Here is a 26,004-nt window from a genome sequence, read left to right on the forward strand (position 1 = left end):
ATGACCGACAACACGGCGGACGACCTCTTCACCCTGGGCGGCCGGACCTTCTCCTCCCGCCTGATCATGGGCACGGGCGGCGCCCCGAGCCTGGACATCCTGGAGCGCGCCCTGACCGCCTCCGGCACGGAACTCACCACGGTCGCCATGCGACGCCTGGACCCCACGGTCCAGGGCTCGGTCCTCTCCGTCCTGACCAAGCTCGGCATCGACGTACTCCCGAACACGGCAGGCTGCTTCACCGCGGGCGAGGCGGTACTCACGGCCCGACTGGCACGCGAGGCCCTGGGCACGGACTGGATCAAACTGGAAGTAGTAGCGGACGAACGCACGCTCCTCCCGGACGGCGTGGAACTCCTGGACGCCGCCGAAATCCTGGTCGACGAGGGCTTCACGGTCCTCCCCTACACGAACGACGACCCGGTCCTCGCCCGCAAACTGGAGGACGTGGGCTGCGCGGCGATCATGCCGCTGGGCTCCCCCATCGGCTCCGGCATGGGCATCCGCAACCCGCACAACTTCGAGCTGATGATCGACCGGGCCGGAGTCCCGGTCATCCTGGACGCGGGGGCCGGCACGGCCTCGGACGCGGCCCTGGCCATGGAACTCGGCTGCGCAGCGGTCATGCTCGCCTCAGCGGTCACCAGGGCCCAACTCCCCGTCCTGATGGCCGCGGCCATGCGCGACGCGGTCTCGGCGGGCCGCCTCGCCCACCGCGCAGGCCGCATCCCCCAACGCCGCTTCGCAGAACCCTCCTCCCCCACGGAGGGCCGAGCCACCCTGGATCCGGAACGCCCGGCGTTCTGAGGAACCCGCAAGGGCGGCTGCACAGGCAAATTACCGGTTGGTACGGTGGCGTCCGCAGTGAACGGGAATGCCAAGGGGGACGAGTGAAAAACCGAAGCGCACGCACCACCAGCGCAGGCCTCCTGTTCGCCCGGTTCGCAGCCGGCTTCGCGATAGTGGCCGCGGCGGGCTGGCTACTGGCCGGCCTCCTCGCCCCGGCAGCCTCCTCCCCGGAGGCCTGGACAAACCGGGGCACCAGGGCCTTCCTCGCCTCCCTCACGAGAGGGATCGCCATCGGATCCGGAATGGCCGCGGGCAACCTCCTCATCCTCGCCGTGATCGTCACGGCGATCGCCGCCGCCCGCAGGTGGCTCCGCACCATCCGCCGCCCGAGGCTCGCGGCCTGAGCCCCACGTACGAAGGACAGCCTCGCTCCGGCTCACGCAAGGCTGTCCGTACGCCCCGCCAGTGCGCGGAGTTCGTCCGACGCGGACCGGCCCGCGACAAGTACCAAGTCGCGGACAACTGCCCGGGCCACCACATGGGTGTGGACCACCTCGGGTGCCAGCCCCTCGGCACGCAGCAGGCAGTCCAGCGAGGCGGCGTACTGACGGCGTTGCGCGTGGGCTCGGCCCAGGTCCATCAGTAGACGCGCCTGTCGCTCGGCGGACAGCCCGTCCATGCGGAGCCCGTCGGCGATGTCGAGCGCCTCGCCGGCATCGCCGAGTTCGACCGCGGTCGAGACGGCCTGGATCTCCACGTTCGTGGGGCCGAACTCAAGGTTGAAGTCGTTACGGTCCTCGCCCAGCAAACCCGCCACCCTCCGGGCGGCGCCGATCTGCTGCCGCGCCGACGTCCTCTCGCCCGATCGGGCGTGCACGAGTGCCAGCATCAGGTGCAGCGATCCCAGCACGGAGAGGTGTTGAGGCGTGGGCTCGTTGCACTCGACATGCCGCAGGAGGGCGCTGACCGCCGTGGCGGCAGCGTGCTCCGCCTGGTCAAGGCGGTTCAGGCGAACGAAGGCGTGGCAGAGGCGGTAGATCCCGACGAAGACCCCGAGGGCGCTGCCCGAAAGCTCCGCCTCGCGGACCGCCCGATCCGCCGCAACCCATGCGGCATCCGCCTCGTTCTGGCGAACGAAGGCTGCAGACAGGGCTTGGTAAATCCTGGCCAGCAGATCATGCAGCTCGGGTAGGTACTCAGCCGGCGCCGTTCGCACGGCCTGCTCCAACAGCGGAACCGACGAGGTAATGGCCGCGCTAAGTTCGGCGAACTGACCGCCGTGCGTGAGCTCCCAGATCCTGTCGACCGATGCTCGCAGCCCGGCAAGGGAATCCGGACTGAAGTCCTGGCGGGGTTCCAGGAGGACATCGAGCGCAGAGTGCCCGGAGAGCACCAGCCGAGCCCGATCGAGATCGTTCACGTCCGGTGGGGACGACGTCTCGGCCTCTGCCGGGGCGGGGGCATCGGGCTGCAGCACCTGGAGCGGCACGCCAAGACCGTCGGCAAGGAGTCGCAGCACGTCCAGGCGGTTCACCGGCTGGACGCCCCGCTCGACCTGGGACAGCCAGCTCGCCGTACGGCCGATGGCCGTCGCAAGTTCCCCCTGCGTCATGCCCCTCTGCTTGCGCAGATCGGCCACTCGCGCGCCAAAGACGCGCCGCTCCTCGGAACTCACTACTGCCCTGCCACCTTCCCGGCGGTCACGTCGAGGAACGTGACCTCGACACCGGCAAGGTACTGCTCCCGTTCAGCGAGGAAGTACTTCGTGTGCGACTGCGCCTCATGCACGTCGAACGCGGCGCGATCCACATACAACTCATAGAACACCCGCACCAGAGGTTCACCCTCCGGTACGTGCACCACATAGGCCAGCGTGCCCGGCTCAGCGCTCTTGATGCCCTCCAGGGTGGTTGCACACAGCTCGTCGAACGCCTTCGCGGCTTCCTGATCGCGCAGCCTGAAGCGCACGACCAGGCCGAATCCCTCGCTCATACGTGCTCCTTTCGAGTCGTGACCAGTCTCCCAGATACGCAGAACTTCTACGAGTAGCAGATTTTCTTGACTCGCAGATTCACTGCGAGTAGCTTCGCAATCGAGCCACTACCCACCGTCACCGGGGAGCGGTGGCGCCCCTGCTATGCCAAGGAGACGCGCACATGGGTCAGACCCCCGTAGACACCTCGACCCCCGAGACAGCAAGCACCTCGGACACACCCTCAGCCGGGGTGACTGCAGCGGTCGAACCCAGCACAGACCTGCTCGACCGGGCGTTGACGGGCTGGGAGCGCTTCCTCGACACCTTCGAGGGCGGGCCCGATGAGTGAGCGCTACGAGTACGTCCCCCATCGACTTCTCCACCGCCGCGTCCGTGACATCGCTTCCGGAGCCGAGGGGGAGCTGATGGCCGTGATCAACGAGAACGTCTCGTGCTCCGTCACACACGAACACTGGATGAAACTGGCCTACGTCCGCGGCGCCTCCGGCCGCGAGTTCACCACCACGATCCAAAACGTCGAAGAGGTTGTTGGCGAGCGGCGGGATAGAGGTCCGTACTTGGGTGACCTTGACCCTGCCGGCCCATGTCCCTGACAGGCGCAGTGCGGACGAGCCTGCCCTTTTGGTGTCGAGTCAGCTTGCGGGACTGCTTCAAAGGTCGTCCGCGGTGGATGGGATGATCCCCGAGGCGGTCGTGAGCAGGCCGATTTCTCGACGGGGGCTCGGATGGACACTTGGCAGGACCTCGTAGCGCTGGTGAAAGAGCACCTGGAGGCCGCGTCGTCCAGTGAGCGGGGTGTTTTCGCCACGGGTATTGCTGAGCGCCTGATGAGCTGGCACGAGGGTCTGCCCGAGGATGAACGGGCAGGCTTCACTCTGGGGCTGCGTCCGCTCCTGAACGCGGTATGGGAAGGCGTCCTCGGCGATCCGGCAGCGTATACCACCGTCAACCGCGGCTTGGCGGAGTACATGCTCAGCGACTACTGCCACAACGACCGCCAGGTGGGACCTGCCGATGCGCACGAGCCCGCCGCTGCCGCGACCCTCAACGCAGCCTATGCGTACCTCTTCGGATGCACCGACTTTGCCGTTTGGGCCAGCGGCCGGGCCACCGATGATCAGCACCTCGAGTACCTCGCCGGCGCCGAGCTGGAAGAGGACGACCTTCTCGATACCGACAAGGCACTGATCGACGAACTCAAGCGCCAACTGCGGGACCTCGACCTCATCGCCGCGCGATCGACGGAACTACGTCACGCCTTGTTCGGACTACCCATCCTCACGTCCGTTCAGCTCCGCACGGAACTGCGCACTCCCCTGTCCAGCCGCAACTGACCGGGAGGACTTCCCGGTCAGCCGCACCGTTCGGCTTCAGTGATCCAGAAGCGGTAGGACTCGGACCTTCGGCGACCCGCGTCGCTGCGCGGAGCCAGCACCCGACCCGATCAACTGGACGACGTGATCCTCCGCGCTCCCAGGAAGACCCGCGACGCTCCCCGTCCGGCGCAACCGTCAGAACGAACCAGCCCCGTACGGGGCGCGGACGCCATCGGCGGGGACCGCGTAGCGACCTGATGCGCCTGCCGCTCCCCGAGAGGGCCTGATCGGGCTTCGGCGGAGGCCTGCCCGTGTCCCGGAGCGGGGCCGGGGAACTGTGATCGGCCCGTCCTTGGATCTCTGGTCCGGCCCGTTCTTTCGGGGGTTTCCCGGTGGTCTTCGTTTTTCCGTGGCGGGGCGGTCTGTCAAGGGTGAAATCGCGGAGCGACGCGACCGCAGGGAGCGCCCTTGACAGGCCGTCCCGACGCGGAAGGACGATGAGACTGCCGGGAAACCCCCGAACCCTCTCCGATTCCGGCCGCCCCGGACCCCGCCGTCCCCCGACTCCGCCGCACGGGACCGCCCGGCCCTTGCCCGACGCCGAGGGGGGCGGGTGGGCAGCCGCCGATCCGGGAGCGGGGGGCTCGGGGGGTGAGGGCCCCGCACGCGCGTGGCCCCGTACCCCGCCGCACCGTCACAGCTCCGCTGCAACCCCCGGGGACCCGGGACGGCGCCCCACCCACCCCTCGTAGAATCACCGGGTGGACACGACCCTGGATGACCCTCTCGTCGGGCAGACGCTCGACGGCCGCTACCGCGTGGACGCCCGTATCGCGGCCGGCGGCATGGCCACGGTCTACCGGGCCGTCGACACCCGCCTGGACCGGATCCTCGCGCTGAAGGTGATGCATCCGGCGCTCGCCGCCGACGGTGCCTTCGTCGACCGGTTCATCCGCGAGGCCAAGTCCGTCGCCCGCCTCGCCCACCCCAACGTCGTGGCCGTCTTCGACCAGGGCACGGACGGCCGGTACACGTACCTCGCCATGGAGTACGTCTCCGGCTGCACCCTGCGCGACGTACTGCGCGAGCGCGGCGCGCTCCAGCCCCGCGCGGCCCTGGACATCCTCGAGCCGGTCCTCGCCGCCCTCGGCGCCGCGCACCGCGCCGGGTTCGTGCACCGCGACATGAAGCCCGAGAACGTGCTGATCGGCGACGACGGCCGCGTGAAGGTGGCCGACTTCGGGCTGGTGCGGTCCGTGGACTCCGTCACGCACACCACCGGGTCCGTCCTCGGCACCGTCTCCTACCTCGCCCCCGAGCAGATCGAGAACGGGGTCACCGACACCCGCGTGGACGTCTACGCCTGCGGCATCGTGCTCTACGAGATGCTCACCGGCTCCAAGCCGCACGCCGGGGACAGCCCCGCGCAGGTCCTCTTCCGGCACCTCAACGAGGACGTGCCGCCCCCGTCGGCCGCCGTGCCCGGGCTGGCCGCCGAGCTGGACGAGCTCGTCGCGTACGCCACCGCGCGCAAGCCCGAGCTGCGCCCCCACGACGCCGCCGCGCTGCTCGGGCTGGTCCAGGGTGCCCGCGCGCAGCTGGGCGATGCCGCGCTGGACTCCGTACCGCCGCAGGCGCGGGCCGAGGTGCGGACCTCCACCGAGGACCGCACCAGCGTGATCGCCCGGCCCGCGGCCGATCCCGTCTCCCACACCTCCCGGCTCTCGACTCCGCCGCTGCCCGAGCCCGCGGGCCCGGGCCGGGCCGCGTCCCGGGCGTCGGCCCGGGGTCTGCGCGGCCGCGGGCCGCTGCTCGCCGTCATCGGCCTGCTGCTCTGCCTGGGCCTCGGCACCGGGGTCTGGTACATCAGCTCCGGCCAGTTCACGCAGGTCCCGAACCTGCTCGGCAAGACCGAGGCGGAGGCCCGGACCCAGCTGTCGGCGGCGGGCCTGGGGGTGAAGCGGGTCGACCGGAAGTTCAGCAGCACCTTCGACAAGGGGACGGTGATGAACACCGATCCCCCCGGTGGCAAGCGGATACGGGGCAACGGCGCGGTGGTCGTGACCATCTCGCGCGGCCCCGAGACCGTCGCGGTCCCCGATCTGAAGGGCAAGCCGCTGGAGGCGGCGAAGGCGGAGCTGACTTCCGCCGGCCTGGCGCCCGGGATCGTCACGCAGGCCTTCAGCCAGGACGTCCCCCAGGGCTCGGTGATCAGCACGGACCCGGCGGCGGACGGCCCGAAGCGCGCCCTGGACACGGCGGTCGCGCTGGTGGTCAGCAAGGGCCGCCCGGTGCCGGTGCCCGGAGTCGTGGGCAAGCCGGTGGACCAGGCCCGGTCGGCCCTGGAGGGCGCCGGGCTGAAGGTGGAGACCGCTCCCGAGCAGGTCAACTCCCCTTCCCCCGCCGGTACGGTCGCCAACCAGTCGGTGGCCGCCGGTACCCAGGCCGCCGCCGGGGACACCGTCACCCTCACCGTGTCCAAGGGCCCCCGTCAGATCCCGGTGCCGGACGTCACCGGCCAGGAGGCGGACGCGGCCCGCAAGACCCTGGAGGGGCTGGGCTTCAAGGTGAAGGTGGACAAGCCCTTCCTCTCCTTCAGTAACACCGTCGACTCCCAGTCGGTACCCGCCGGCCAGAGCGCCGCCGAGGGCAGCACCATCACCATCAGGACCAAGGGGCTCTAGCCACACGCCATGACCAGTTCCATTTCCAGTTCCAGTTCCATATGCCGTAATCCAGTGGGCGGGCACGTTCCCGTCGCGGGCGGGCTCGCCTCCGTCGGTCTGACGTACGCCCGCGAGATGGGGGCCGAGGCCGTCCAGGTCTTCGTCGCGAATCCGCGCGGCTGGGCCACCCCGGTCGGCAATCCGGCGCAGGACGAGCTGTTCCGCGAGGCCTGTGCGGCCGAGGAGATCCCGGCGTACGTCCACGCGCCCTACCTGATCAACTTCGGCTCGCACACCGAGGCGACCGTGGAGAAGTCCGTGGAGTCGCTGCGGCACTCGCTGCGCCGGGCCCGCGCGATCGGCGCGCTCGGGGTGGTCGTGCACACCGGATCGGCGACCGGGGGCCGGCCGCGCGCAGCGGCGTACGCGCAGGTCAGAGAGCACATGCTGCCGCTGCTGGACGAGCTGACGCACGAGGACGACCCCTTCCTGCTGCTGGAGTCCACCGCCGGGCAGGGCTCCTCGCTGTGCTCGCGCACTTGGGACTTCGGCCCGTACTTCGACGCGCTGGACCACCATCCGAAGCTCGGGATCTGCCTGGACACCTGCCACATCTTCGCGGCCGGACACGATCTGGCGGCGCCGGGCGGGACGAAGCAGACGCTGGACCTGCTGGTGGACACGGTCGGCGAGGGCCGGCTGAAGCTGGTCCACGCGAACGACTCCAAGGAGGGCGTGGGCGCCCACAAGGACCGGCACGAGAACATCGGGCAGGGCCACATCGGCCGGGAGGCCTTCGCCGAGCTGTTCACGCATCCGGCGATGGAGGGCGTACCGCTGATCACGGAGACTCCGGGCGGCAAGGAAGGGCACGCGGCCGACGTGGCACTGCTGAAGGAGCTCCGCGAGCTCGGATGATCCCTTGAGGAATACCCCTGGGGGGTATACGGTTCTGTCATATCGACAGAACCGTTACTCGGCGTTCCACGCCAGGGGGTCGTCATGGAGCACGCACACGAGCAGCACGGTCACGAGCACCACGAGCACCACGAGCACCACGAGCACCAGCACGAAGAGCACGCCCACCACCACGGCGCCACCGGCGGAAAGGTCACCTGGGCCGCCGCCGCGCAGGCCACCCTGCACTGCCTCACCGGCTGCGCCATCGGCGAGGTGCTCGGCATGATCGTCGGCACCGCGCTCGGCTGGGGGAACGTCCCGACGATGATCCTCGCGATCGTCCTCGCGTTCTTCTTCGGCTACGCGCTCACCCTGCGCGGGATCCGCGCGGCCGGCGTGGACTTCCGTACGGCCGTCCGGGTGGCGCTGGCGGCGGACACCCTTTCGATCGCCGTCATGGAGCTGATCGACAACGGGGTGATCGTGGTCTGGCCGGGAGCCATGGACGCGACGCTCTCGGACGCGCTGTTCTGGATCGCGCTCGCGATCTCGCTCGCGCTGGCCTTCGTCGTCACGACCCCGGTCAACAGGTGGATGATCGGCCGCGGCAAGGGTCACGCGGTGGTCCACCAGTACCACCATTGAGGGACACGACAGAAGGACCCTCGGGCCTGCGGGCCTACAACTCGGGGCCGTCCCCCGGCTCCTCCTGGTACGAGTAGCGCTGCTCGCGCCAGGGGTCGCCGACGTTGTGGTAGCCGCGCTCCTCCCAGAAGCCGCGGCGGTCGGCGGTCATGTACTCGATGCCCCGGACCCACTTGGGGCCCTTCCAGGCGTACAGGTGCGGCACCACGAGCCGCAGCGGGAACCCGTGCTCCGCGGTGAGGAGTTCACCGCCCTGGTGGGTGGCGAAGAGGGAGCGGTCGGAAGCGAAGTCCGCGAGCCGCATGTTGGAGCTGAAGCCGTACTCGGCCCACACCATCACGTGCGTGACCTGCGGGGACGGCGGGGCGAGGGCGAGGATCTCGCGGGTGAGCACGCCGCCCCATTCGGCGCCGGTCATGCTGAACTTGGTCACGCAGTGCAGGTCCGCCACGACGGACTGGAACGGCAGGGCCGCGAACTCCTCGTGGTTCCAGCAGTGCTTCTCACCGTCGGCCGTCGCGCCGAAGACGCGGAACTCCCAGCGTTCCGGCTTGAACTTGGGGACGGGCCCGTAGTGGGTGACCGGCCAGCCGCGCTGCAACCGCTGTCCCGGGGGAAGCTCCAGCTGCTCTGATCCCGGAGATTCCCGGCTTTCCGGCTGACCCATGACTCCATGGTGACAGACTTGGCGGGGTGGTCATGACCAGTTGCGGCCCGATTCGGGCAAATCTAGGTTAATCCCACTAAGGAGGCACTTACTGGACGGCCTCCGACGGCGGTGCGAGGATGCGCGCAACTGCCCAGTCACATTGCTGACATTGCTTGGAAGGAGCCTCTGCGATGCAGGGCGACCCCGAGGTCCTTGAGTTTCTGAACGAGCAGCTGACCGGCGAGCTTACGGCGATCAACCAGTACTGGCTCCACTACCGGATCCAGGACAACAAGGGTTGGACGAAGCTCGCGAAGTACACCCGTGCCGAGTCCATCGACGAGATGAAGCACGCGGACAAGATCACCGAGCGCATCCTGATGCTCGACGGCCTGCCGAACTACCAGCGCCTCTTCCACGTCCGCGTGGGTCAGACGCTGACGGAGATGTTCCAGTGCGACCGCCAGGTCGAGGTCGAGGCGATCGACCGGCTCAAGCGCGGTATCGAGGTCATGCGCGGCAAGGGTGACGTCACCTCGGCGCGGCTCTTCGAGGAGATCCTGGAGGACGAGGAGCACCACATCGACTACCTCGACACCCAGCTGGAGCTCATCGAGTCCATCGGCGAGCCGCTGTACATCGCGCAGCTGCTGGAACAGCCCGAGAGCTAGGCGGTCCTCAGGGAGACCAGGGGAATCAGGGGAGCCGAGGAAACCAGGGCCCTACGCGGCTTCGGCGAGCTCCGCACCCGCGGGTACCAGCGGGTCGGCGGCGAGCACGGCGGCCACGTCGCCCTTCTCCAGCAGCTCACGGCGCGGGCAGGCCCCGCGGCCGAGGAGGCCCTGGATGGTGCGCACGCACCCACCGCAGTCGGTGCCGGCCTTGGTGGCCGAAGCGATCTGGCGGGGGGTGCAGGCCCCGGCAGCCGCGTGGTCCTTGACCTGCTTGTCGGTGACTCCGAAGCAAGAGCAGACGTACACGCGGTTCACCTCCCTGACCGGAATGGTTCGGCGAGCCATCCCCTATTCGGTGAGGCTTACCTAACCGTACCCGAAGTTAGGGTGGCCTAAAAGAGGTGGAAACGAGGATGGGGCGCGGATCACATTCGATCCGCGCCCCATCGTCATGAGCAGTGGTTACTGGTCGCGGTACATCTCCGCGACCAGGAACGCCAGGTCCAGGGACTGGCTGCGGTTGAGGCGCGGGTCGCAGGCCGTCTCGTAGCGCTGGTGCAGGTCGTCGACGAAGATCTCGTCGCCGCCGCCCACGCACTCGGTGACGTCGTCACCGGTGAGCTCGACGTGGATGCCGCCCGGGTGGGTGCCCAGGCCCTTGTGGACCTCGAAGAAGCCCTTGACCTCGTCGAGCACGTCGTCGAAACGGCGCGTCTTGTGGCCGGAGGCCGCCTCGAAGGTGTTGCCGTGCATCGGGTCGGTGACCCAGACGACGTTCGCGCCGGAGGCGGTGACCTTCTCGACGAGCTCGGGGAGCTTGTCGCGGACCTTGTCGGCGCCCATGCGGACGACGAAGGTCAGACGGCCCGGCTCGCGGTCGGGGTCCAGCCGGTCGATGTACGTCAGGGCCTCGTCCACCGTGGTGGTGGGGCCGAGCTTGACGCCGATCGGGTTGGCGATCTGCGAGCAGAACTCGATGTGCGCGTGGTCCAGCTGGCGGGTGCGCTCACCGATCCAGACCATGTGGCCGGAGGTGTCGTACAGCCGGCCGGTGCGGGAGTCCGTACGGGTGAGGGCGCCCTCGTAGTCGAGCAGCAGCGCCTCGTGGGAGGAGTAGAACTCGACGGCCTTGAACTCCGCCGGGTCGGTGCCACAGGCCTTCATGAAGTTCAGCGCGTTGTCGATCTCCCGCGCGAGCTGCTCGTAGCGCTGCCCGGACGGGGAGTTCTTCACGAAGTCCTGGTTCCAGGCGTGCACCTGGCGCAGGTCGGCGTAACCGCCGGTGGTGAAGGCGCGCACCAGGTTCAGCGTCGAGGCCGACGCGTGGTACATGCGCTTCAGCCGCTCGGGGTCCGGGATCCGGGCCTCTTCGGTGAAGGGGAAGCCGTTGACGGAGTCGCCGCGGTAGGTCGGCAGGGTGATGCCGTCGCGGGTCTCGGTGTCCTTGGAGCGCGGCTTGGAGTACTGGCCCGCGATGCGGCCGACCTTGACGACCGGCACGGAGGCCGCGTACGTCAGGACGGCGCTCATCTGGAGCAGCGTCTTCAGCTTGGCGCGGATGTGGTCAGCGGATACGGCGTCGAAGGCCTCGGCGCAGTCGCCACCCTGCAGCAGGAACGCCTCGCCCTTGGCGACGGCTCCCAGGCGGGCGCGCAGCTGGTCGCACTCACCCGCGAAAACGAGGGGCGGATACGACTCGAGGTCCGCGACAACAGCGCGCAGGGCCTCGGCATCGGGGTACGAAGGCTGCTGCGCCGCGGGAAGGTCTCGCCAGGTCGCCTTGGAGGCGGGGGCTTGGGATTCAGCGTTCACGGTCACCCCACACACATTACGGCGTCCCATGGCACGTCCGACCCTGCCGACCACTACGTGAGACGGATGTCTCTCACTGTGTTACTGACCCGTTCACTCCGCCCCGTGGGCTAGGGTTCTTCGCATGTACGCGCACTCCAACAAGAACTGGTGGTGGACCGCTCCCGGCGGCCCGCCCCTCGTGCGTACCTAGAAGACACGAGCGACGCGAAGGCCGCCCCACGGGGCGGCCTTCCGCGTTTCTCCCGAAGCGCCGGCCGTCCCTCCACCACCCGGAAGGACGCACCCTCCATGTCCGTACCCATGGCCCCCGGCACCAACCCCGGCCGACTGACCGCCCTGTTCGAGCGCCTCGGACGGTCCGGCGGTCCCACCCCGCCCTTCGCGCTGCTGCGCCGCCGCACGCCCGGCCGCGACCACGACACCGTCGAGGTGCTGACCGGCCCGGTCCACGAGGCAGAGCACCTGGCCGACCTGCCCGTCGGCGACCGGCCCGCCCTGACGCTCGTACCCTTCCGGCAGATGCGGGAGCGCGGGTTCGACGTGCGCGACGACGGCACCCCGCTGAGCGTGCTGGTCGCCGACGAGGCGTACGAGGTCCCGCTCGCCGAGGCGCTGGCCGCGCTGCCCGTCCACGAGGTACGGGTCGACGGCGGCGGCTTCGACGTCCCCGACGAGGAGTACGCGGACACCGTCCGGCGGGTCATCGAGGACGAGATCGGCCGCGGCGAGGGCGCCAACTTCGTCATCCGGCGCACCTACGAGGGCCGGATCGAGGGCTTCGGTCCCGCCGACGCCCTCGCCCTGTTCCGGCGGCTGCTGGAGGGCGAGCGGGGGGCGTACTGGACGTACGTGGTCCACACCGGGGACCGCACCCTCGTCGGGGCCAGCCCCGAGGTGCACGTACGGATGTCCGGCGGCACGGTCGTGATGAACCCGATCAGCGGCACCTACCGGTATCCGGCCGGAGGTCCGACCGCGGAGTCCCTCCTCGCCTTCCTCGGCGACCGCAAGGAGACCGAGGAGCTGTCCATGGTCGTGGACGAGGAGCTCAAGATGATGTGCACCGTCGGGGACATGGGCGGGGTGGTCGTCGGCCCCCGGCTCAAGGAGATGGCGCACCTCGCGCACACCGAGTACGAGCTGCGCGGCCGCTCCTCGCTGGACGTGCGGGAGGTGCTGAAGGAGACGATGTTCGCGGCGACGGTGACCGGGTCCCCGGTGCAGAACGCCTGCCGGGTCATCGAACGGTACGAGACCGGCGGCCGCGGCTACTACGCGGGCGCGCTCGCGCTGCTGGGCGTGGACGAGTCCGGGGCGCAGACGCTGGACTCCCCGATCCTCATCCGCACGGCCGACATCGCGGCGGACGGCGCGCTGCGGGTGCCCGTGGGCGCCACCCTCGTGCGCCACTCCGACCCGGCGGGCGAGGTGGCGGAGACCCACGCGAAGGCGGCGGGCGTCCTGGCGGCGCTGAGCGTCCGCCCGGCGGCCCGCCGCCCGGTCGCGGCCTCCCCCGGCCTGGGCTCCGATCCCAGGGTCCAGGCGGCGCTGGCGTCCCGGCGACAGGACCTGGCGCCGTTCTGGCTCCGGATGCAGGAGCGGCCGGCCGAGGTGACGGGCCACGCCCTGGTGGTGGACGGCGAGGACACCTTCACCTCGATGCTGGGGCACGTGCTGCGGGTGGCCGGGCTGGAAGTGACCGTACTGCGCCACGACGCCCCGGGCCTGCGGGCGGCGGCCCTGACCTGGGACGGGCCGATCGTGCTGGGCCCCGGCCCCGGGAACCCGGCGGACGCCTCGGACCCGAAGATGGCGCTGATGCGCGGGCTGACGGCGGAGCTCCTGGCCTCGCACCGGGGCGGACTGCTCGGGGTCTGCCTCAGCCACCAGCTGCTGGCCGCGGAGCTGGGGCTCCCGCTCGTGCGCAAGGCGGAGCCGGCGCAGGGGGCGCAGACCCGGATCCAGCTGTTCGGGACGCAGGAGGTGGTGGGCTTCTACAACACCTACGCGGCCTCCTGCTCGGCGGAGCAGGAGCGGCAGCTGGCGCTGAAGGGGATCGAGGTCTCCCGGGACCCCGCCACGGGCGAGGTCCACGCGCTGCGCTCCCTCACGGGCGGCTTCGCGGGGGTCCAGTTCCACCCGGAGTCGGTGCTGACCCTGCGGGGTGCGGAGCTGGTCCGGGAGCTGGTGGCGAGGGTGACGGCGGGGGTCTAGCCTTCCTCGGCGGCGGTCCCGGCCTGCGCCTCGGCCGCGGTCCCGGCCTGCGCCTCGTCGGCGGTCCGGGCCTTCTCCGCGCGGCGGGCCCGGAAGTCGCGGACGGCCTTCCAGACCACCAGCGGGCCGATCAGGACCAGCGTGCCGCCGGCGATGTCCCAGTGCTCTCCGGGCAGGCCGAGGGCCCCCATCAGCACCGTGCCGAGCAGGTTGTCCGCGACGTCGAGGAGGTGGCCGGTCCGCGCGCCGGGTTCGGCCCGGAGCGCGAGGCGCAGTGCTCTCAGCGCGAGGAGGAAGTTCAGTGCAGCGAAGGCGAGCACGGCCCAACGGGCCGCAACGGGTATGTCCACAGGGGCGACATTAGGCCACCGCCCCCGGACCGGACATGGCCGGATCCTGAACTCCGACCCAACTCCGGGTGCGTCAGGAAGGCTCCGCGGGGCTCAGTGTGTTCTCGGAGCGGCGTCCCGCCAGGTAGTCCGCGACGTTGGCGACGGTGGTGTCGATGATCTGGCCCACCGCGTCGTGCGTGTAGTACGCCTGGTGGGAGGTGACCACCACGTTCGGGAAGGTGATCAGGCGCGCCAGGGTGTCGTCCTCGACGGCCACCAGCGACTTGTCCAGGAAGAAGAGCCCGGCCTCCGCCTCGTAGACGTCCAGGCCCACGCCCGCGAACCGCCCGCTGCGCAACTCCGTGACCAGCGCGTCCGTGTCCACCAGGCCGCCGCGGCTGGAGTTCACCAGGATCGCGTCGTCCTTCATCATCTTCAGGGCCTCGGAGCCGATGATGTGGTGCGTGGACTCCAGCAGCGGGACGTGCAGGCTGATCAGGTCCGAGGACGCGAACAGCGTGTCCTTGTCCACGTACTTCATGCCCAGCTCCACGCACGCCGGATTCTGCGCCACGTCCCAGCCCAGCAGGTTCATCCCGAAGCCGTGCGCGATCCGGGTGAACGCCTCGCCGATCTTGCCGGTGCCGAGCACGCCCACCGTGCGGCCGCGCATGTCGCGGCCCATCAGGCCGTTCAGCCGGAAGTCGAAGTCCCGCGTGCGGTTCGAGGCGCGCACGATCCGCCGGTTCACCGCCATGGCCAGGGTCCAGGCGAATTCGGCCACCGAGTACGGGGAGTAGTACGACACCCGGCTGACGGTCAGGCCGAGCTCACGGGCGACCGGCAGGTCGATGTTGTTGAAGCCGGTGGAGCGCTGGGCGATCATCCTGGTCCCGCCCGCGGCCAGGATCCTCAGCACCCGCCCGTTGAGGTCGGCGTTCACGCTCGACGAGACGATCTCGTACCCGGCCGCGATGGGGGCGGTGTCCTCGCTCAGGAAGACGTCCAGGCAGCGCACCTCGTGCTGTCCCGCGAAGGCCTTCTCGATGAGCGGCTTCTCGTCCCCCTGCACCCCGAATGCCAGGATTTCCACGTTCGCTCCCGTATGACGCGCAAGATTCGGACCATGGGTCGTTTGTCACCTTACGACCCATGACCCGCCTACGCGTCCCGGCCCAGCCGAACGGGTCGAACGGCTCAGCCGAAGAACACTCCGGCCTCCTTGTAAAGCGCCGGGTCCACCGTCTTGAGCTTCGCCGTAGCCTCCGCGATCGGCACCCGCACAATGTTCGTCCCCTGGAGGGCGACCATCTTGCCGAAGTCCCCGTCGCGCACCGCGTCGATCGCGTGCAGCCCGAACCGGGTCGCCAGCCACCGGTCGAAGGCGCTGGGCGTGCCGCCCCGCTGGATGTGTCCGAGCACCGTCGTACGGGCTTCCTTGCCGGTCCGCGCCTCGATCTCCTTGGCCAGCCACTCGCCCACGCCCGACAGCCGGACGTGCCCGAAGGAGTCCTGGGTGGCGTCCTTCAGCACCATGTCCCCGTCCTTGGGCATGGCGCCCTCCGCGACGCACACGATCGGCGCGTAGCTCGCCTTGAACCGCGAGCTCACCCAGGCGCAGACCTGGTCCACGTCGAAGCGCTGCTCGGGAATGAGGATGACGTTGGCGCCGCCGGCCAGCCCGGAGTGCAGGGCGATCCAGCCGGCGTGGCGGCCCATCACCTCCACGACCAGGACCCTCATGTGGGATTCGGCGGTGGTGTGCAGCCGGTCGATGGCCTCGGTGGCGATGCCGACGGCCGTGTCGAAGCCGAAGGTGTAGTCGGTGGCCGACAGGTCGTTGTCGATGGTCTTCGGGACGCCGACGCAGGGGATGCCGTACTCCTCGTACAGCTTGGCGGCCACGCCCAGGGTGTCCTCGCCGCCGATCGCGACGAGGGCGTCGACCTCGTACTTGGCGAGGTTCTCCTTGATACGGCGGACGCCGTTCTCCAGCTTGAACGGGTTGGTGCGCGAGGAGCCGAGGATGGTTCCGCCGCGCGGCAGGATCCCGCGGACGGCGGGGATGCCGAGCGGGACGGTGTCCCCCTCGACCGTGCCGCGCCAGCCGTCCTTGAACCCGATGAACTCGTACTGGTACTCCTGCACGCCCTTGCGCACGACGCTGCGGATCACCGCGTTGAGACCCGGGCAGTCGCCGCCACCCGTCAGCACTCCGACCTTCATGGAACATCCCTTCACCACGGGGCCCGCTGAGGCCGCGGGGCCCTCATGACCGTCACGCTAGTGGTGACTCAGGTCACAGCAAGGGCCATGGAAGGGTCAATTCCGGTGGGATCAAGGGGAGTTGCCGCACACCCGTTCACTCGTACGAGGAACGGCCCACCCCCCGGGCGGCGTCACACGCGCTCACACCTCGTCGAGGCCGCGCTCGATCGCGTAGCGGACGAGCTCCACCCGGTTGTGCAACTGGAGCTTGCCCAGGGTGTTCTGGACGTGGTTCTGCACCGTGCGGTGGGAGATCACCAGCCGCTCCGCGATCTGCTTGTACGAGAGCCCCTTGGCCACCAGCCGCAGCACCTCGGTCTCCCGGTCGGTCAGCTGCGGGGCCTGGCGCTCGTCGGCGGCGGCCGGCGCCGGATCGGTGGCCAGGCGCCGGTACTCGCCCAGGACCAGGCCTGCCAGGCCCGGGGTGAAGACCGGATCACCGGCCGCCGTACGGCGCACGGCGTCGATGAGCTCCTGGGCGCCCGCGGACTTCAGCAGGTAGCCGGTGGCGCCGGACTTCACCGCCTCCAGGACATCGGCGTGCTCGCCGCTCGCGGACAGGACCAGGACCCGCAGCGCCGGGTTGGCCCCGACCAGCTCCTTGCAGACCTGGACCCCGGGCATGCCCGGCAGGTTGAGGTCGAGGACCAGCACGTGCGGGACGGTCGCGCGGGCCCGGCGCACCGCCTCGGGGCCGTCCCCGGCGGTGGCCACCAGGTCGAATCCGGCGGCGGCCAGGTCGCGGGCGACCGCGTCCCGCCACATCGGATGGTCGTCGACGACCATGACCTTGATGTCACCGGCGCCGGTGGTGGCCGTGCTCTGCTCGTTCACTGGGTGCTCCCCCTCGGTACTTTCAGTTCCACTTCGGTGCCCTGCCCCGGGACGGACACCAGCTCGGCGCTGCCGCCGAGATCGCGCAGCCGGCCCCGGATGGACAGGGCCACGCCCATCCGGCCCTCGCCCGCCGCCTGGTCGAGCCGGCCCGCCGGGATGCCCGGGCCGTCGTCGCGGACGGTCACGATCACCTCGTCGCCCCAGTCCTCGACCAGGATCCAGGCGCTGGCCCCGTCGCCCGCGTGCTTGCGTACGTTGTCCAGCGCGGCCCCCACCGCCGCGGCCAGCTCCCTGGCCGCGGGCACCGGCAGCGGCACCGGGGTGCCCGGCTCGGCGAAGCTCACCCGGGAACCGGCGTGCGGGGCCAGCAGGGTCCGCAGGTCCAGCTCGCCCTCGTCGGCCCCCGGCTCCTCCACCTCGTACGAGTCCACGAGCGCGCCCAGCGACTCGTCCCGGGAGATCCGGGAGGGGCGGGTCAGCCCGCTGGAGACCAGGGTGCGCAGCGCGACTTCCTGGTCCCCCGCCATCCGGCCCAGCTCGGCGGCCTCGCCGCCCAGTTCGGTGCCGCGCCGCTGGACCATGGCCAGGACCTGGAGGACCCCGTCGTGGATGTCGCGGGCGAGGCGTTCGCGCTCGCGGGTGGCGGCCTCGATCTCCAGGGCGCGGGCGAGCGTGGCCTCACTGGCCCGGGCCACCTCGACCACGTAGCCGATGGCGACGGAGGCGACCCAGACCAGCAGCACGTTGTGCAGGGTGTCCCGGGTGGGCTCGCCGCGCTGGATGAGGTTGGTGGCGGCCACGAAGGTGGAGGCGAAACAGGCCCAGCGCCAGCCGCCCTTGATGGCGAAGGCGAGGACGGCGCCCGCGGTCCAGATGGTGGGGAGGGTGGGGCCGCCGGCCGCGATCCGCGCGTGGGTGTCGGCGAGCGGGGTCAGCAGGATCCCCACGCAGGCGACCGTCAGGTCGGCGCACAGGAACCCCTTCGTGCAGCTGGCGGCGCTGGCCACCTTGGGGAGGGTGACCAGGGTCCAGCCGACGAGCACGGTGAGGTAGGCGACCGCGATCCACGGCCGGTCGAACTCCTTGTACGCGGAGGCGAAGAGCAGCACCGCGTAGACCATGGTCAGCAGCCGATAGGCCGTCAGGGCCCGCCACAGCGGCTGCTCGACCGACATGCGTACGACGCGCTCGCGCTTCGCCATTTCCCCCACCCCGTGCGGGCGGTCGCGCCCGCGTACTGCTACTTGCCGGTGTCCGCGGCCTTGTCGGCCTGCGCAGCCTTCTCGGCCTTCTCCGCGTCGGCGATCTGGCGCTTGGCGGCGGTGGCGTAGATGTCCACGTACTCCTGGCCGGACAGCTTCATGATCTCGTACATGACCTCGTCGGTCACCGAGCGCAGGATGAACCGGTCCCCGTCCATGCCGTGGTACCGGCTGAAGTCCAGGGGCTTGCCGATCCTGATACCCGGACGCATCAGCTTCGGAACCACCTTGCCGGGCGGCTGGATCTTCTCGGTGTCGATCATCGCCACCGGGATCACGGGCGCACCGGTGGCCAGTGCCACCCGGGCCAGACCGCCGGGCTTGCCGCGGTACAGCCTGCCGTCGGGTGAACGCGTCCCCTCGGGGTAAATACCGAACAGCTCTCCGCGTTCGATGACGTCGATGCCGCTCTTGATCGCGGCCTCGCCCGCCCCGCGCGCGCCGGAACGGTCCACCGGGAGCTGGCCGACGCCCTTGAAGAAGGCGGCGGTCAGCTTGCCCTTGACGCCCGGGGAGGTGAAGTACTCCGCCTTCGCGATGAAGGTGACCTTCCGGTCCAGTACGGCCGGCAGGAAGAAGGAGTCGGAGAAGGACAGGTGGTTGCTCGCGAGGATCGCCGGCCCCTCCGCGGGAATGTTCTCGAGGCCCTCGACCCACGGCCTGAAGGCGAGCTTCAGGGAACCGCCGATGGAGAACTTCATTGCGCCGTAGATCAACTCGAAAGCCTTCCTTTGTCTGTCGAACAGACCTTATCCCGTGGCCGTCCCCGGAGCGGCCCGACGACCCTGGTCGGTGCCACCCCCGTCGCGTACGGTGAAGTCACACAGCGCTACGCACCCCCCACCCCCCTTTGAAGGAGATCCTGGTGCCCGTCCTCCCTGGAGCCGAGCCGTTCCGCCACGAGGGCGGAAAGGTCGGCGTCCTTCTCTGCCACGGCTTCACCGGTTCCCCGCAGTCGATGCGCCCCTGGGCCGAGCATCTGGCCGCGCGGGGGCTGACGGTGTCGCTCCCCCTGCTCCCCGGGCACGGGACGCGCTGGCAGGACATGCAGCTCACGGGCTGGCAGGACTGGTACGCCGAGGTGGACCGCGCACTGCGGGAGCTGCTCGACAGCTGCGAGCAGGTGTTCGTCTTCGGACTGTCGATGGGTGGCGCGCTGACGCTGCGGCTGGCGGCGAAGCACGGGGACTCGATCCAGGGGATCGTCCTCGTCAACCCGGTCAACAAGGTGCACGACCCGCTGGCCGTAGCCCTTCCGGTGGTCAAGCACTTCATCCGGTCGACGCCGGGCATCGCGAGCGACATCGCCAAGCCGGGCTCGGACGAGGTCGGCTACGACCGGATCCCGACCCGGGCCGCGCACTCCCTGCGGAAGTTCCTGCAGATGCTGGACACCGAGCTGCCGCAGGTGACGCAGCCGCTGCTGCTCCTGCACAGCCCGCAGGACCACGTCGTACGGCCGGCCGACTCGGCACGGATCCTGGCGCGGGTGTCCTCCACCGATGTCACCGAGACCCTGCTGGAACAGAGTTACCACGTCGCGACGTTGGACCATGACGCGGAGCGGATCTTCGCGGACAGTTATGCGTTCGTCGGACGACTGGCGGAGAGCGTGGGCAGGGAGGGGGCGGCCAGCGGTGGCTGAGCACGAGGAGTCCTCGGGGGGTGTTCCTCCGCTGGACGAGGAAGCGGCGTGGGCGGCGATCGTCGCCGGCTACGGCCAGGAACCGGCGGACCCGCCGGGCGCGAGACCGTTCCGTCCGATCGAGAACCTGCTCCTGCCGGAGGAGGACGTCCAGCCCGACCGGCCGCCGTCCCCGGAACCCCCGCCGGCGGCTGCGCTGGGCAGCTCGGTGGTGTTCGCCCCGGGCGTGGGCACCTCGGGTCCCCGCGACCACTCCCTCGCGGAGCCGGACGACTCCCCCGCGGCCGCGGCCGCCGCCGCGAAGGACGAGGGCCACTTCGTCCCGCCGGAACCAGAGCTTCCGGAAGCCGACGTGACGTCGAAGTTCGCCTGGCTGGCAGTGGTGGGCGGACCGGTCCTGCTGCTCCTGGCGGTGCTGTTGCAGTGGGAAATGACGTGGTGGCTGACCACCCTGGGCATCGGCGGGTTCCTGGGCGGGTTCGCGACGCTGATCGCCCGGATGGCGAGCGGTGACGACGAGGACGACGATCCGGGGCGCGGAGCGGTGGTCTGAGCGCGACCGGCCGCTGCGAGGGGCCTGGTCCCCTACCCGCCCTTCCGCCGTTCCCCGGGCTCTGCCCGGACCCGGTCCTCAAACGCCGGACGGGCTGGAAATGCCGCTGCGCGGCATCATCCAGCCTCGCCGGCGTTTGAGGCGCGGGGTCTGGGGCGGAAGGGCGGGTAGGGGACTCTGCCCCGCAGGGCTACCGCACCGCCGGGAGCCGTAGGGCCGCCAGGACCGGGAGATGGTCCGTCCCCGCCAGGAGGTCCGCGGACGTGACGCCCGGCAGGCCCGTCGGGACACCACAGCCCAGCACCTCCACCCCCGCACTCGCGAAGACCGCGTCGATCCGCCGCGCCGGATCAGAGCGCACCCAGGTGTGTTCCCCGCCCCAGGGGGCAACGGCCCGGCAGTCCTGGAGGGTCGACGCCAGCAGCGCGAAGGCGGCCCCCGACGGGCCCTCGTTGATGTCGCCCGCCGCGATCGCGTACGGCACGTCCATCCCCGCGAGCCGGTCCAGGAGCGCCTGCGACTGGGCCAGTCGCTCCGGCCCGTTCAGCGACAGGTGCGCGCTGAGCAGGCCCACCCGGGCCCCGCCCAGGCGGACCACGGCGGTCGCGAAGCCCCGCCGGTGGTGCCCGGGCGTGAGTGGCAGCAGTACGTCCTCGGTCCGCTCCACGAAGGCCCGTAGGGAACACAGGAGCAGCGGGCCGGCCGCCGTCGCGCCGCCCGACAGGACCACCAGATCGCATTTCGCCGCGAGCCGCGCCGCGTGCTTGCGCCACCGGAAGAACCGTGGCGCCTCCTGGACGAACACCAGGTCCGGCGCGCACGCGCGGATCACCCGGGCCAGCGCGTCCTCGTCGTCGCGCAGTGAGCGGATGTTGTAGGAGAGCACCCGGATCACGGCGGAACCATCGGCTTCGGTACGGGAGTTGGGCAGCTCGGTCAGTTCCATACCCGGCAACATAACGAGACTGCCCGCCGTACCCCAGAGGGCGCGGCGGGCAGTCCGGCGATACGGAGTGGCGGTTCAGCCCTGGCGGGCCAGGTCCGCCGCGCCGACCAGGCCGGCCTTGCCGCCGAGCTGCGCGGCCAGCACCTGCGCGTGCGGGCGCCACGCGCCGCCGATCAGCCAGCGCTTGAAGGACTTGCGGATCGGGTCGAGGACCAGGTCTCCCTCGTCGGAGACGCCGCCGCCGACGATGAAGGCCGACGGGTCGAAGAGCGAGGCCAGGTCCGCGAGGCCGGCGCCCGCCCAGCGGGCCAGCTCGCGGAAGGAGTCCACGGCCACCAGGTCGCCCTGCCGGGCCGCTTCGCTGATGTGCTTGCCCTCGATGCCCTCGGGCGTGCCGTCTCCGAGGGCGAGCAGGATCGCCGCGTTCTCGGGGGTGGCGTTGGCGCGCTGCTTGGCGTAGCGGACGAGCGCGCGCCCGGAGGCGTACTGCTCCCAGCAGCCCTGGCTGCCGCAGCCGCACAGCAGGCCGTCCGGGACGACCCGGATGTGGCCGAACTCGGCGGCCACGCCGAACCGTCCGCGCCGGAGCTTGTTGCCGATGATGATGCCGCCGCCCAGGCCCGTGCCGAGCGTGATGCAGATGACGTCCTCGTGGCCCTGGCCGGCGCCGAAGCGGTACTCGCCCCAGGCCGCGCAGTTGGCGTCGTTCTCGACGACCACGGGCAGGCCGATGCGCTGCTCGACCTTGTCCTTGAGCGGCTCGTGGCGCCAGTTGATGTTCGGCGCGAAGAGTACGGTCGCGCGCTTGTCGTCCACGTATCCGGCGGCGCCGATGCCGACGGCGTCGATGGTGTGGCTGCTGCTGACCTCGGACACGGCGGCGCAGATCGCGTCCGTCACTCCGTCCGGGGTCGGCGGGGTGGGCACCTTGTACGTCTCAAGGATGGTGCCGTCTTCGTCGACCACGCCGGCCGCGATCTTCGTGCCGCCGATGTCGACGCCGATGGTGAGTCCCATTAGTCCCTCGGTTTCCGGTCAAACCCCGCCACTGTCAACCGTACCCGAGTGATGAAGAGGATCAGTCGAGATCGATCCGCTCGGCGGGGCCGCCGGCCTGGGTACCGCCCTCGTCGCGGGGCTCGTCACGGGGCTCGGTGCCGTCCTCGGTACGGGGCTCCGCGCTCTGCCGGGCGCTGCGTTCGTCGCCGCTCTCGTCGCGCGTCCAGCGGCGCTCGTGGCCCTCGACCGCCGATCGGTAGGCCGCGAGCAGCTCGGAACCGGCCGCCGCGAGGTGGTCGAAGACCTCCGGATTGCGCTCGATGACGGGCTTGGCGGCGGTCTTCGCCTGGTTGACGAACTGCCGTACGGCGCCCTGGGCGGCGCCCGTGATCAGCGGGTTGTTCAGCGAGGACACCTTGTCGGCGACGGCCTCGAACAGCTTGAAGAGCTCCTCGGCGGCGGTGCCGGTGCCCGCGTCGGCGCCCGCGCCCTGGGCCCGGCGCCGCTCCTTCTCCGCGGCGAGGTCCTCGGCGCAGGCCCTGGCCCATGCGTCGTCTTCGGCACAGGCGTCGGTGGGGCGGTCGGCGGGTCGGTCGGTGGCCTCGCTCATGGCGGACTCTCCTGCGGCGGCGGCTGGGCGTGCGGTGCGGACTACCTTCGACGTTACCCGAACGGCGGTACGCCACCCAGGGCCGACCGGGCCACCCAGGGCCGTCCGCGTCGTCAGTACTTCCGCGCCGTCAGGGCGTGCGCGGCCACAGCCCCGGGTCCGGGGTGAAGCGGATGCGGAGCTCCTCGTCGGCGAGGGCCGCGCCGGAGACCGTGCACCGGCGCAGCGCGGCGGGCAGCGAAACGATCCTGCGGTACGGGCCCACCGTGAGCAGCAGCTCGTCGCCGCGCCGCACCAGGTCGAGGTCCGGCTTCTCGGCACCCGGCAGCGGCACGCACCAGACGAGCACCCCGTCCTCGGCGAGCCGGTCCTCGACGACCCAGGGCCCGCGTCCCCGGCCCGGCTGCCCCGGAGCGAAGGAACCGTTCCCGGAGGCGCTGTCGACCAGCTCCGCCAGGTCGCCGGAGCCCTGCGGATCCCGGCCCAGGTGCGGCAGCTCCCGGATCGGGACGTCCCCGCCCCACTCCCGGAGGAAGTCCAGCTGCTGGGCGGCGACCGACTTCACCCAGGGGTCGGCGGAATCCGGGGGCACGAGCCGGTTGGCCACCAGGTCGGTGATGCCCACCTGGTGCAGGAAGAGCCCGAGCACTCCGGTGCGCAGGGCCGCGCGGGCGGCGGGTCCCGGCTCGGCGACCAGCCGGACCCGGGTCGTGGGGGCCTCCACGACGGCCTGGACGGCCGCCAGCTCCTCGTCCCACCGGGCGGCGGCCTCGTAGAGCCACTGGGCGGGCATCGGCACCCCGGCGAGCTGGGCCAGTACGGGGCGCAGGGCGCGGGCCGCCTGGCGCTCGGCGGGGAGCAGCCGGGCGAGGTAGCGGCGCAGCTGGGCGGGGAGGGCGAGGGTGGTGAGGGCCTGGTGCAGCGGGGGCATGTCGACGACCACGAGGTCGGTGTCGGGCTCGGCGGCGGCCCGCCGCAGGGCGCGCAGCAGCGCGAACTGTTCGGCGCCGGGGAGCTCGGTGAGCTCGTCGGCGCCGAGGGGCCGGGCCCCGAGCATCCCCAGGAGCGCGGAGCCGCGCTCCTGGAGGGCGACGAGCTCCTGGCGGAACTCCTGGCCGGAGTCGACGCGGGCCACCCGTACCCCGCCGCCCGGCTCGGCCACCGGTTCCCCGGGGTCGCCGCAGGAGAGCAGCAGCACGCGGTGCCCTTCGCGGGCCGCGGCGAGTGCGGTGGCCGCCGCGACGGTGGTCCGCCCTGCGCCTCCGGGGCCGGTGACGAGGAGGGTGTGCATGCGGTGGCTCCTAGTTGTGATCCTGGCCCTGCGGGGCGTGTCCCCTACCCGCCCTTCCACCGTTCCCCGGGCTCTGCCCGGACCCGGTCCTCAAACGCCGGACGGGCTGGAAGATCCAGCCCGTCCGGCGTTTGAGGACCGGCACGGCGCGTCAGGAAGAGGAAGCGGGGGCTTCCACGCGCTTCTTCAGGCCCGCGAGCGCCCGGTCGATGATGACCTTCTCCGCCTTGCGCTTGATCATGCCCAGCATCGGGATCTTGACGTCCACGGTCAGCTGGTAGGTGACCTCGGTCTTCGTGCCGCCCGCCAGCGGGGCCAGGCGGTAGGAGCCGTCCAGCTGTCGCAGCATCTGGGACTTGTCCAGCGTCCAGCTGACCTCGTCCGCACCCTTCCAGGCGTACGCCAGCGTGTGGTCGTCCTTGATCGCGCCCGCGTCCAGCAGCAGCCGGACCTTTTCCGCGCGACCTTCGGCGTCGGTGGCCAGCACCTCGGCCTCCTTCACCTCGCCGGTCCACTCGGGGTAGCGGGCGAAGTCGGCGATCACGGCCATGACGTCGGCCGGGGACGCCTCGATCGTGATGCTCGAGCTGGTGTGTTCCGCCATCGCGGTCGCTCCTCCGGGGAGTTTTCGAGGAAGTGTGCGGACGACCTGTGCCGTCTGGGCCGCCGCGTGAAGGCTACCGCGCGTGCGCGCCTCACCACTCCAGGGCCCACGGCCTTCCGGTCGCCGCGAAGTGGCCGACGTTCACGCACTCCGTGGCGCCGATCCGCATCCGCCGGGCCAGGGGCTGGTGGACGTGGCCGAAGAGGGCGTACCGGGGCCGGGTCCGCCTGATGGCGGCGAGCAGGGCCCCGCTCCCGCGTTCGAACCGCCGCGCCACCGTGTCGTAGCAGAGCTCCGGAACCTCCGGCGGAATGTGCGAGCACAGGACGTCGACCTCGCCCAGGGCCTCCACCTTGGCCGCGTACTCCTCCTCGGACACCTCGTAGGGGGTGCGCATCGGCGTCGGCAGTCCGCCGCCGACGAATCCGAAGACCCGTCCGCCGATTTCGGCCCGCTGCCCGTCGAGGACGGTCAGGCCGGGGCCGGCGTACTCGGGCCACAGGCCCGGGACGTCGACGTTGCCGTAGGTGGCGTACGTCGGCCGGGGGAAGGCGGCGAACATCTCGGCGTACTGGCGGCGGACCGCGCCCTCGATCAGCCGCTCCCGGTCGAGCCCGTCCCACAGTCTGCGGCCGAACTCGCGGGCTTCTTCGAAGCGGCGGGCGGTGCGCAGTTCGACGATGCGGTCGGCGTTCTCGACTCCGAAGAGGTCGGGGAAGATGCCGCGCGAGTGGTCGGCGTAGTCGAGGAAGAGGACCAGGTCACCGAGGCAGATCAGCGCGTCGGCGCCTTCTCCGGCCCTGGCGAGGGCCTCGGTGTTCCCGTGCACATCGCTGACGACGTGCACCCGCGTACCGCGCTTCGCGCCCGCCTTGGCCTGAGTACTGCTGTGCGTGCCACCCATGCGGCCACCCTAGGGGCGCTTGGGCGCCGCGGGTAGGGGCTCCGGAGCAGCGGCCGGACCTGCGGTTACTTCCGAGTCGCAAACGGGGT

30 protein-coding genes are annotated in these 26,004 nt (G+C 70.8%); 13 read left to right on the forward strand and 17 right to left on the reverse strand.

The features are described from left to right. On the forward strand, positions 1 to 807 hold the full coding sequence (locus OG490_RS10420) for a thiazole synthase (RefSeq protein ID WP_330295999.1): 807 nt from the start codon (positions 1 to 3) through the stop codon (positions 805 to 807). An 83-nt stretch (positions 808 to 890) separates the two neighbouring features. Then, entirely contained in the window at positions 891 to 1,193 is a 303-nt protein-coding gene (locus OG490_RS10425; RefSeq protein WP_330296000.1) for a hypothetical protein, read from the forward strand. A 32-nt stretch (positions 1,194 to 1,225) separates the two neighbouring features. On the opposite strand, the gene OG490_RS10430 is transcribed toward OG490_RS10425, so the two are convergent. Next, positions 1,226 to 2,464 (reverse strand): helix-turn-helix domain-containing protein, encoded by a 1,239-nt coding sequence (locus OG490_RS10430; protein ID WP_330296001.1) that lies wholly within the window; start codon positions 2,462 to 2,464, stop codon positions 1,226 to 1,228. Continuing rightward, the gene (locus tag OG490_RS10435; protein WP_330296002.1) at positions 2,464 to 2,781 is read right to left on the reverse strand and encodes a putative quinol monooxygenase; all 318 of its coding nucleotides are present in this window, start codon (positions 2,779 to 2,781) and stop codon (positions 2,464 to 2,466) included. The genes OG490_RS10430 and OG490_RS10435 overlap by 1 nt, the downstream gene beginning before the upstream one ends. 164 nt (positions 2,782 to 2,945) lie before the next feature. Between OG490_RS10435 and OG490_RS10440 the strand changes: the two genes are divergently transcribed. The 6 genes from OG490_RS10440 (at position 2,946) to OG490_RS10465 (ending at position 8,312) form a co-directional block, all read left to right on the forward strand. Continuing rightward, positions 2,946 to 3,113: a hypothetical protein gene (locus OG490_RS10440; protein ID WP_330296003.1), complete on the forward strand. Its 168-nt coding sequence runs from the start codon at positions 2,946 to 2,948 to the stop codon at positions 3,111 to 3,113. Next, entirely contained in the window at positions 3,106 to 3,378 is a 273-nt protein-coding gene (locus OG490_RS10445) for a hypothetical protein (protein ID WP_330296004.1), read from the forward strand. Before OG490_RS10440 ends, OG490_RS10445 begins: the two co-directional genes overlap by 8 nt. 132 nt (positions 3,379 to 3,510) lie before the next feature. After that, on the forward strand, positions 3,511 to 4,119 hold the full coding sequence (locus OG490_RS10450) for a hypothetical protein (protein ID WP_330296005.1): 609 nt from the start codon (positions 3,511 to 3,513) through the stop codon (positions 4,117 to 4,119). Positions 4,120 to 4,862: 743 nt separating this feature from the next. Beyond that, positions 4,863 to 6,785, forward strand: a complete 1,923-nt coding sequence (gene pknB, locus OG490_RS10455) for a Stk1 family PASTA domain-containing Ser/Thr kinase (protein ID WP_330296006.1) — start codon at positions 4,863 to 4,865, stop codon at positions 6,783 to 6,785. 9 nt (positions 6,786 to 6,794) lie between these two features. Then, positions 6,795 to 7,685: a deoxyribonuclease IV gene (locus OG490_RS10460; RefSeq protein ID WP_330296007.1), complete on the forward strand. Its 891-nt coding sequence runs from the start codon at positions 6,795 to 6,797 to the stop codon at positions 7,683 to 7,685. An 84-nt stretch (positions 7,686 to 7,769) separates the two neighbouring features. Then, positions 7,770 to 8,312, forward strand: a complete 543-nt coding sequence (locus OG490_RS10465; protein ID WP_330296008.1) for a DUF4396 domain-containing protein — start codon at positions 7,770 to 7,772, stop codon at positions 8,310 to 8,312. Positions 8,313 to 8,346: 34 nt separating this feature from the next. Here OG490_RS10465 and OG490_RS10470 read toward each other — a convergent pair whose 3' ends face one another. Further along, positions 8,347 to 8,979: a sulfite oxidase-like oxidoreductase gene (locus OG490_RS10470; protein WP_330296009.1), complete on the reverse strand. Its 633-nt coding sequence runs from the start codon at positions 8,977 to 8,979 to the stop codon at positions 8,347 to 8,349. A 173-nt stretch (positions 8,980 to 9,152) separates the two neighbouring features. Between OG490_RS10470 and bfr the strand changes: the two genes are divergently transcribed. Beyond that, positions 9,153 to 9,632, forward strand: coding sequence for a bacterioferritin (gene bfr / locus OG490_RS10475; protein ID WP_330296010.1), 480 nt, complete (start codon positions 9,153 to 9,155; stop codon positions 9,630 to 9,632). Between the two features lie 51 nt (positions 9,633 to 9,683). Here bfr and OG490_RS10480 read toward each other — a convergent pair whose 3' ends face one another. After that, positions 9,684 to 9,950 (reverse strand): (2Fe-2S)-binding protein, encoded by a 267-nt coding sequence (locus tag OG490_RS10480; protein ID WP_330296011.1) that lies wholly within the window; start codon positions 9,948 to 9,950, stop codon positions 9,684 to 9,686. Positions 9,951 to 10,097: 147 nt separating this feature from the next. After that, entirely contained in the window at positions 10,098 to 11,477 is a 1,380-nt protein-coding gene (locus OG490_RS10485; RefSeq protein WP_443065785.1) for a class II 3-deoxy-7-phosphoheptulonate synthase, read from the reverse strand. 94 nt (positions 11,478 to 11,571) lie between these two features. Between OG490_RS10485 and OG490_RS39170 the strand changes: the two genes are divergently transcribed. Next, entirely contained in the window at positions 11,572 to 11,640 is a 69-nt protein-coding gene (locus tag OG490_RS39170; RefSeq protein ID WP_443065944.1) for a trp operon leader peptide, read from the forward strand. A 98-nt stretch (positions 11,641 to 11,738) separates the two neighbouring features. Continuing rightward, positions 11,739 to 13,664, forward strand: a complete 1,926-nt coding sequence (locus OG490_RS10490) for an anthranilate synthase family protein (RefSeq protein WP_330296013.1) — start codon at positions 11,739 to 11,741, stop codon at positions 13,662 to 13,664. Here the strand turns inward: OG490_RS10490 and OG490_RS10495 are convergent. From OG490_RS10495 to OG490_RS10520, 6 genes are all read right to left on the reverse strand, one after another. Beyond that, positions 13,661 to 14,014: a hypothetical protein gene (locus tag OG490_RS10495; RefSeq protein WP_330296014.1), complete on the reverse strand. Its 354-nt coding sequence runs from the start codon at positions 14,012 to 14,014 to the stop codon at positions 13,661 to 13,663. The genes OG490_RS10490 and OG490_RS10495 overlap by 4 nt on opposite strands. A 73-nt stretch (positions 14,015 to 14,087) precedes the next feature. After that, positions 14,088 to 15,089, reverse strand: coding sequence for a 2-hydroxyacid dehydrogenase (locus tag OG490_RS10500; RefSeq protein WP_330296015.1), 1,002 nt, complete (start codon positions 15,087 to 15,089; stop codon positions 14,088 to 14,090). Between the two features lie 104 nt (positions 15,090 to 15,193). Further along, on the reverse strand, positions 15,194 to 16,222 hold the full coding sequence (locus OG490_RS10505) for a 6-phosphofructokinase (RefSeq protein WP_330296016.1): 1,029 nt from the start codon (positions 16,220 to 16,222) through the stop codon (positions 15,194 to 15,196). Between the two features lie 183 nt (positions 16,223 to 16,405). Continuing rightward, positions 16,406 to 17,050, reverse strand: coding sequence for a response regulator transcription factor (locus OG490_RS10510; protein ID WP_330300867.1), 645 nt, complete (start codon positions 17,048 to 17,050; stop codon positions 16,406 to 16,408). 44 nt (positions 17,051 to 17,094) lie between these two features. Then, the gene (gene macS / locus OG490_RS10515) at positions 17,095 to 18,303 is read right to left on the reverse strand and encodes a MacS family sensor histidine kinase (RefSeq protein ID WP_330296017.1); all 1,209 of its coding nucleotides are present in this window, start codon (positions 18,301 to 18,303) and stop codon (positions 17,095 to 17,097) included. A 38-nt stretch (positions 18,304 to 18,341) separates the two neighbouring features. Further along, entirely contained in the window at positions 18,342 to 19,079 is a 738-nt protein-coding gene (locus OG490_RS10520; RefSeq protein WP_443065786.1) for a lysophospholipid acyltransferase family protein, read from the reverse strand. Between the two features lie 149 nt (positions 19,080 to 19,228). Here OG490_RS10520 and OG490_RS10525 point away from each other — a divergent pair, with 149 nt between their 5' ends. Both OG490_RS10525 and OG490_RS10530 read left to right on the forward strand, forming a co-directional pair. Beyond that, entirely contained in the window at positions 19,229 to 20,008 is a 780-nt protein-coding gene (locus OG490_RS10525) for an alpha/beta hydrolase (RefSeq protein WP_330296018.1), read from the forward strand. After that, entirely contained in the window at positions 20,001 to 20,561 is a 561-nt protein-coding gene (locus OG490_RS10530) for a hypothetical protein (RefSeq protein ID WP_330296019.1), read from the forward strand. The genes OG490_RS10525 and OG490_RS10530 overlap by 8 nt, the downstream gene beginning before the upstream one ends. A gap of 190 nt (positions 20,562 to 20,751) precedes the next feature. Here OG490_RS10530 and OG490_RS10535 read toward each other — a convergent pair whose 3' ends face one another. From OG490_RS10535 to OG490_RS10560, 6 genes are all read right to left on the reverse strand, one after another. Continuing rightward, on the reverse strand, positions 20,752 to 21,507 hold the full coding sequence (locus OG490_RS10535; RefSeq protein ID WP_330296020.1) for an endonuclease/exonuclease/phosphatase family protein: 756 nt from the start codon (positions 21,505 to 21,507) through the stop codon (positions 20,752 to 20,754). A 75-nt stretch (positions 21,508 to 21,582) separates the two neighbouring features. Next, positions 21,583 to 22,524, reverse strand: coding sequence for an ROK family glucokinase (locus OG490_RS10540; RefSeq protein ID WP_330296021.1), 942 nt, complete (start codon positions 22,522 to 22,524; stop codon positions 21,583 to 21,585). Between the two features lie 61 nt (positions 22,525 to 22,585). Beyond that, on the reverse strand, positions 22,586 to 23,116 hold the full coding sequence (locus OG490_RS10545; protein WP_330296022.1) for a DUF5304 domain-containing protein: 531 nt from the start codon (positions 23,114 to 23,116) through the stop codon (positions 22,586 to 22,588). A gap of 130 nt (positions 23,117 to 23,246) precedes the next feature. Then, the gene (locus OG490_RS10550) at positions 23,247 to 24,407 is read right to left on the reverse strand and encodes an ArsA family ATPase (RefSeq protein ID WP_330296023.1); all 1,161 of its coding nucleotides are present in this window, start codon (positions 24,405 to 24,407) and stop codon (positions 23,247 to 23,249) included. A gap of 151 nt (positions 24,408 to 24,558) precedes the next feature. Next, on the reverse strand, positions 24,559 to 25,011 hold the full coding sequence (locus tag OG490_RS10555) for an SRPBCC family protein (RefSeq protein WP_330296024.1): 453 nt from the start codon (positions 25,009 to 25,011) through the stop codon (positions 24,559 to 24,561). A 91-nt stretch (positions 25,012 to 25,102) separates the two neighbouring features. After that, positions 25,103 to 25,915, reverse strand: coding sequence for a metallophosphoesterase family protein (locus OG490_RS10560; protein WP_330296025.1), 813 nt, complete (start codon positions 25,913 to 25,915; stop codon positions 25,103 to 25,105). Positions 25,916 to 26,004 lie beyond the last annotated feature (89 nt).

Source organism: Streptomyces sp. NBC_00503 (genome assembly GCF_036346895.1).
Classification (GTDB): Bacteria; Actinomycetota; Actinomycetes; order Streptomycetales; family Streptomycetaceae; genus Streptomyces.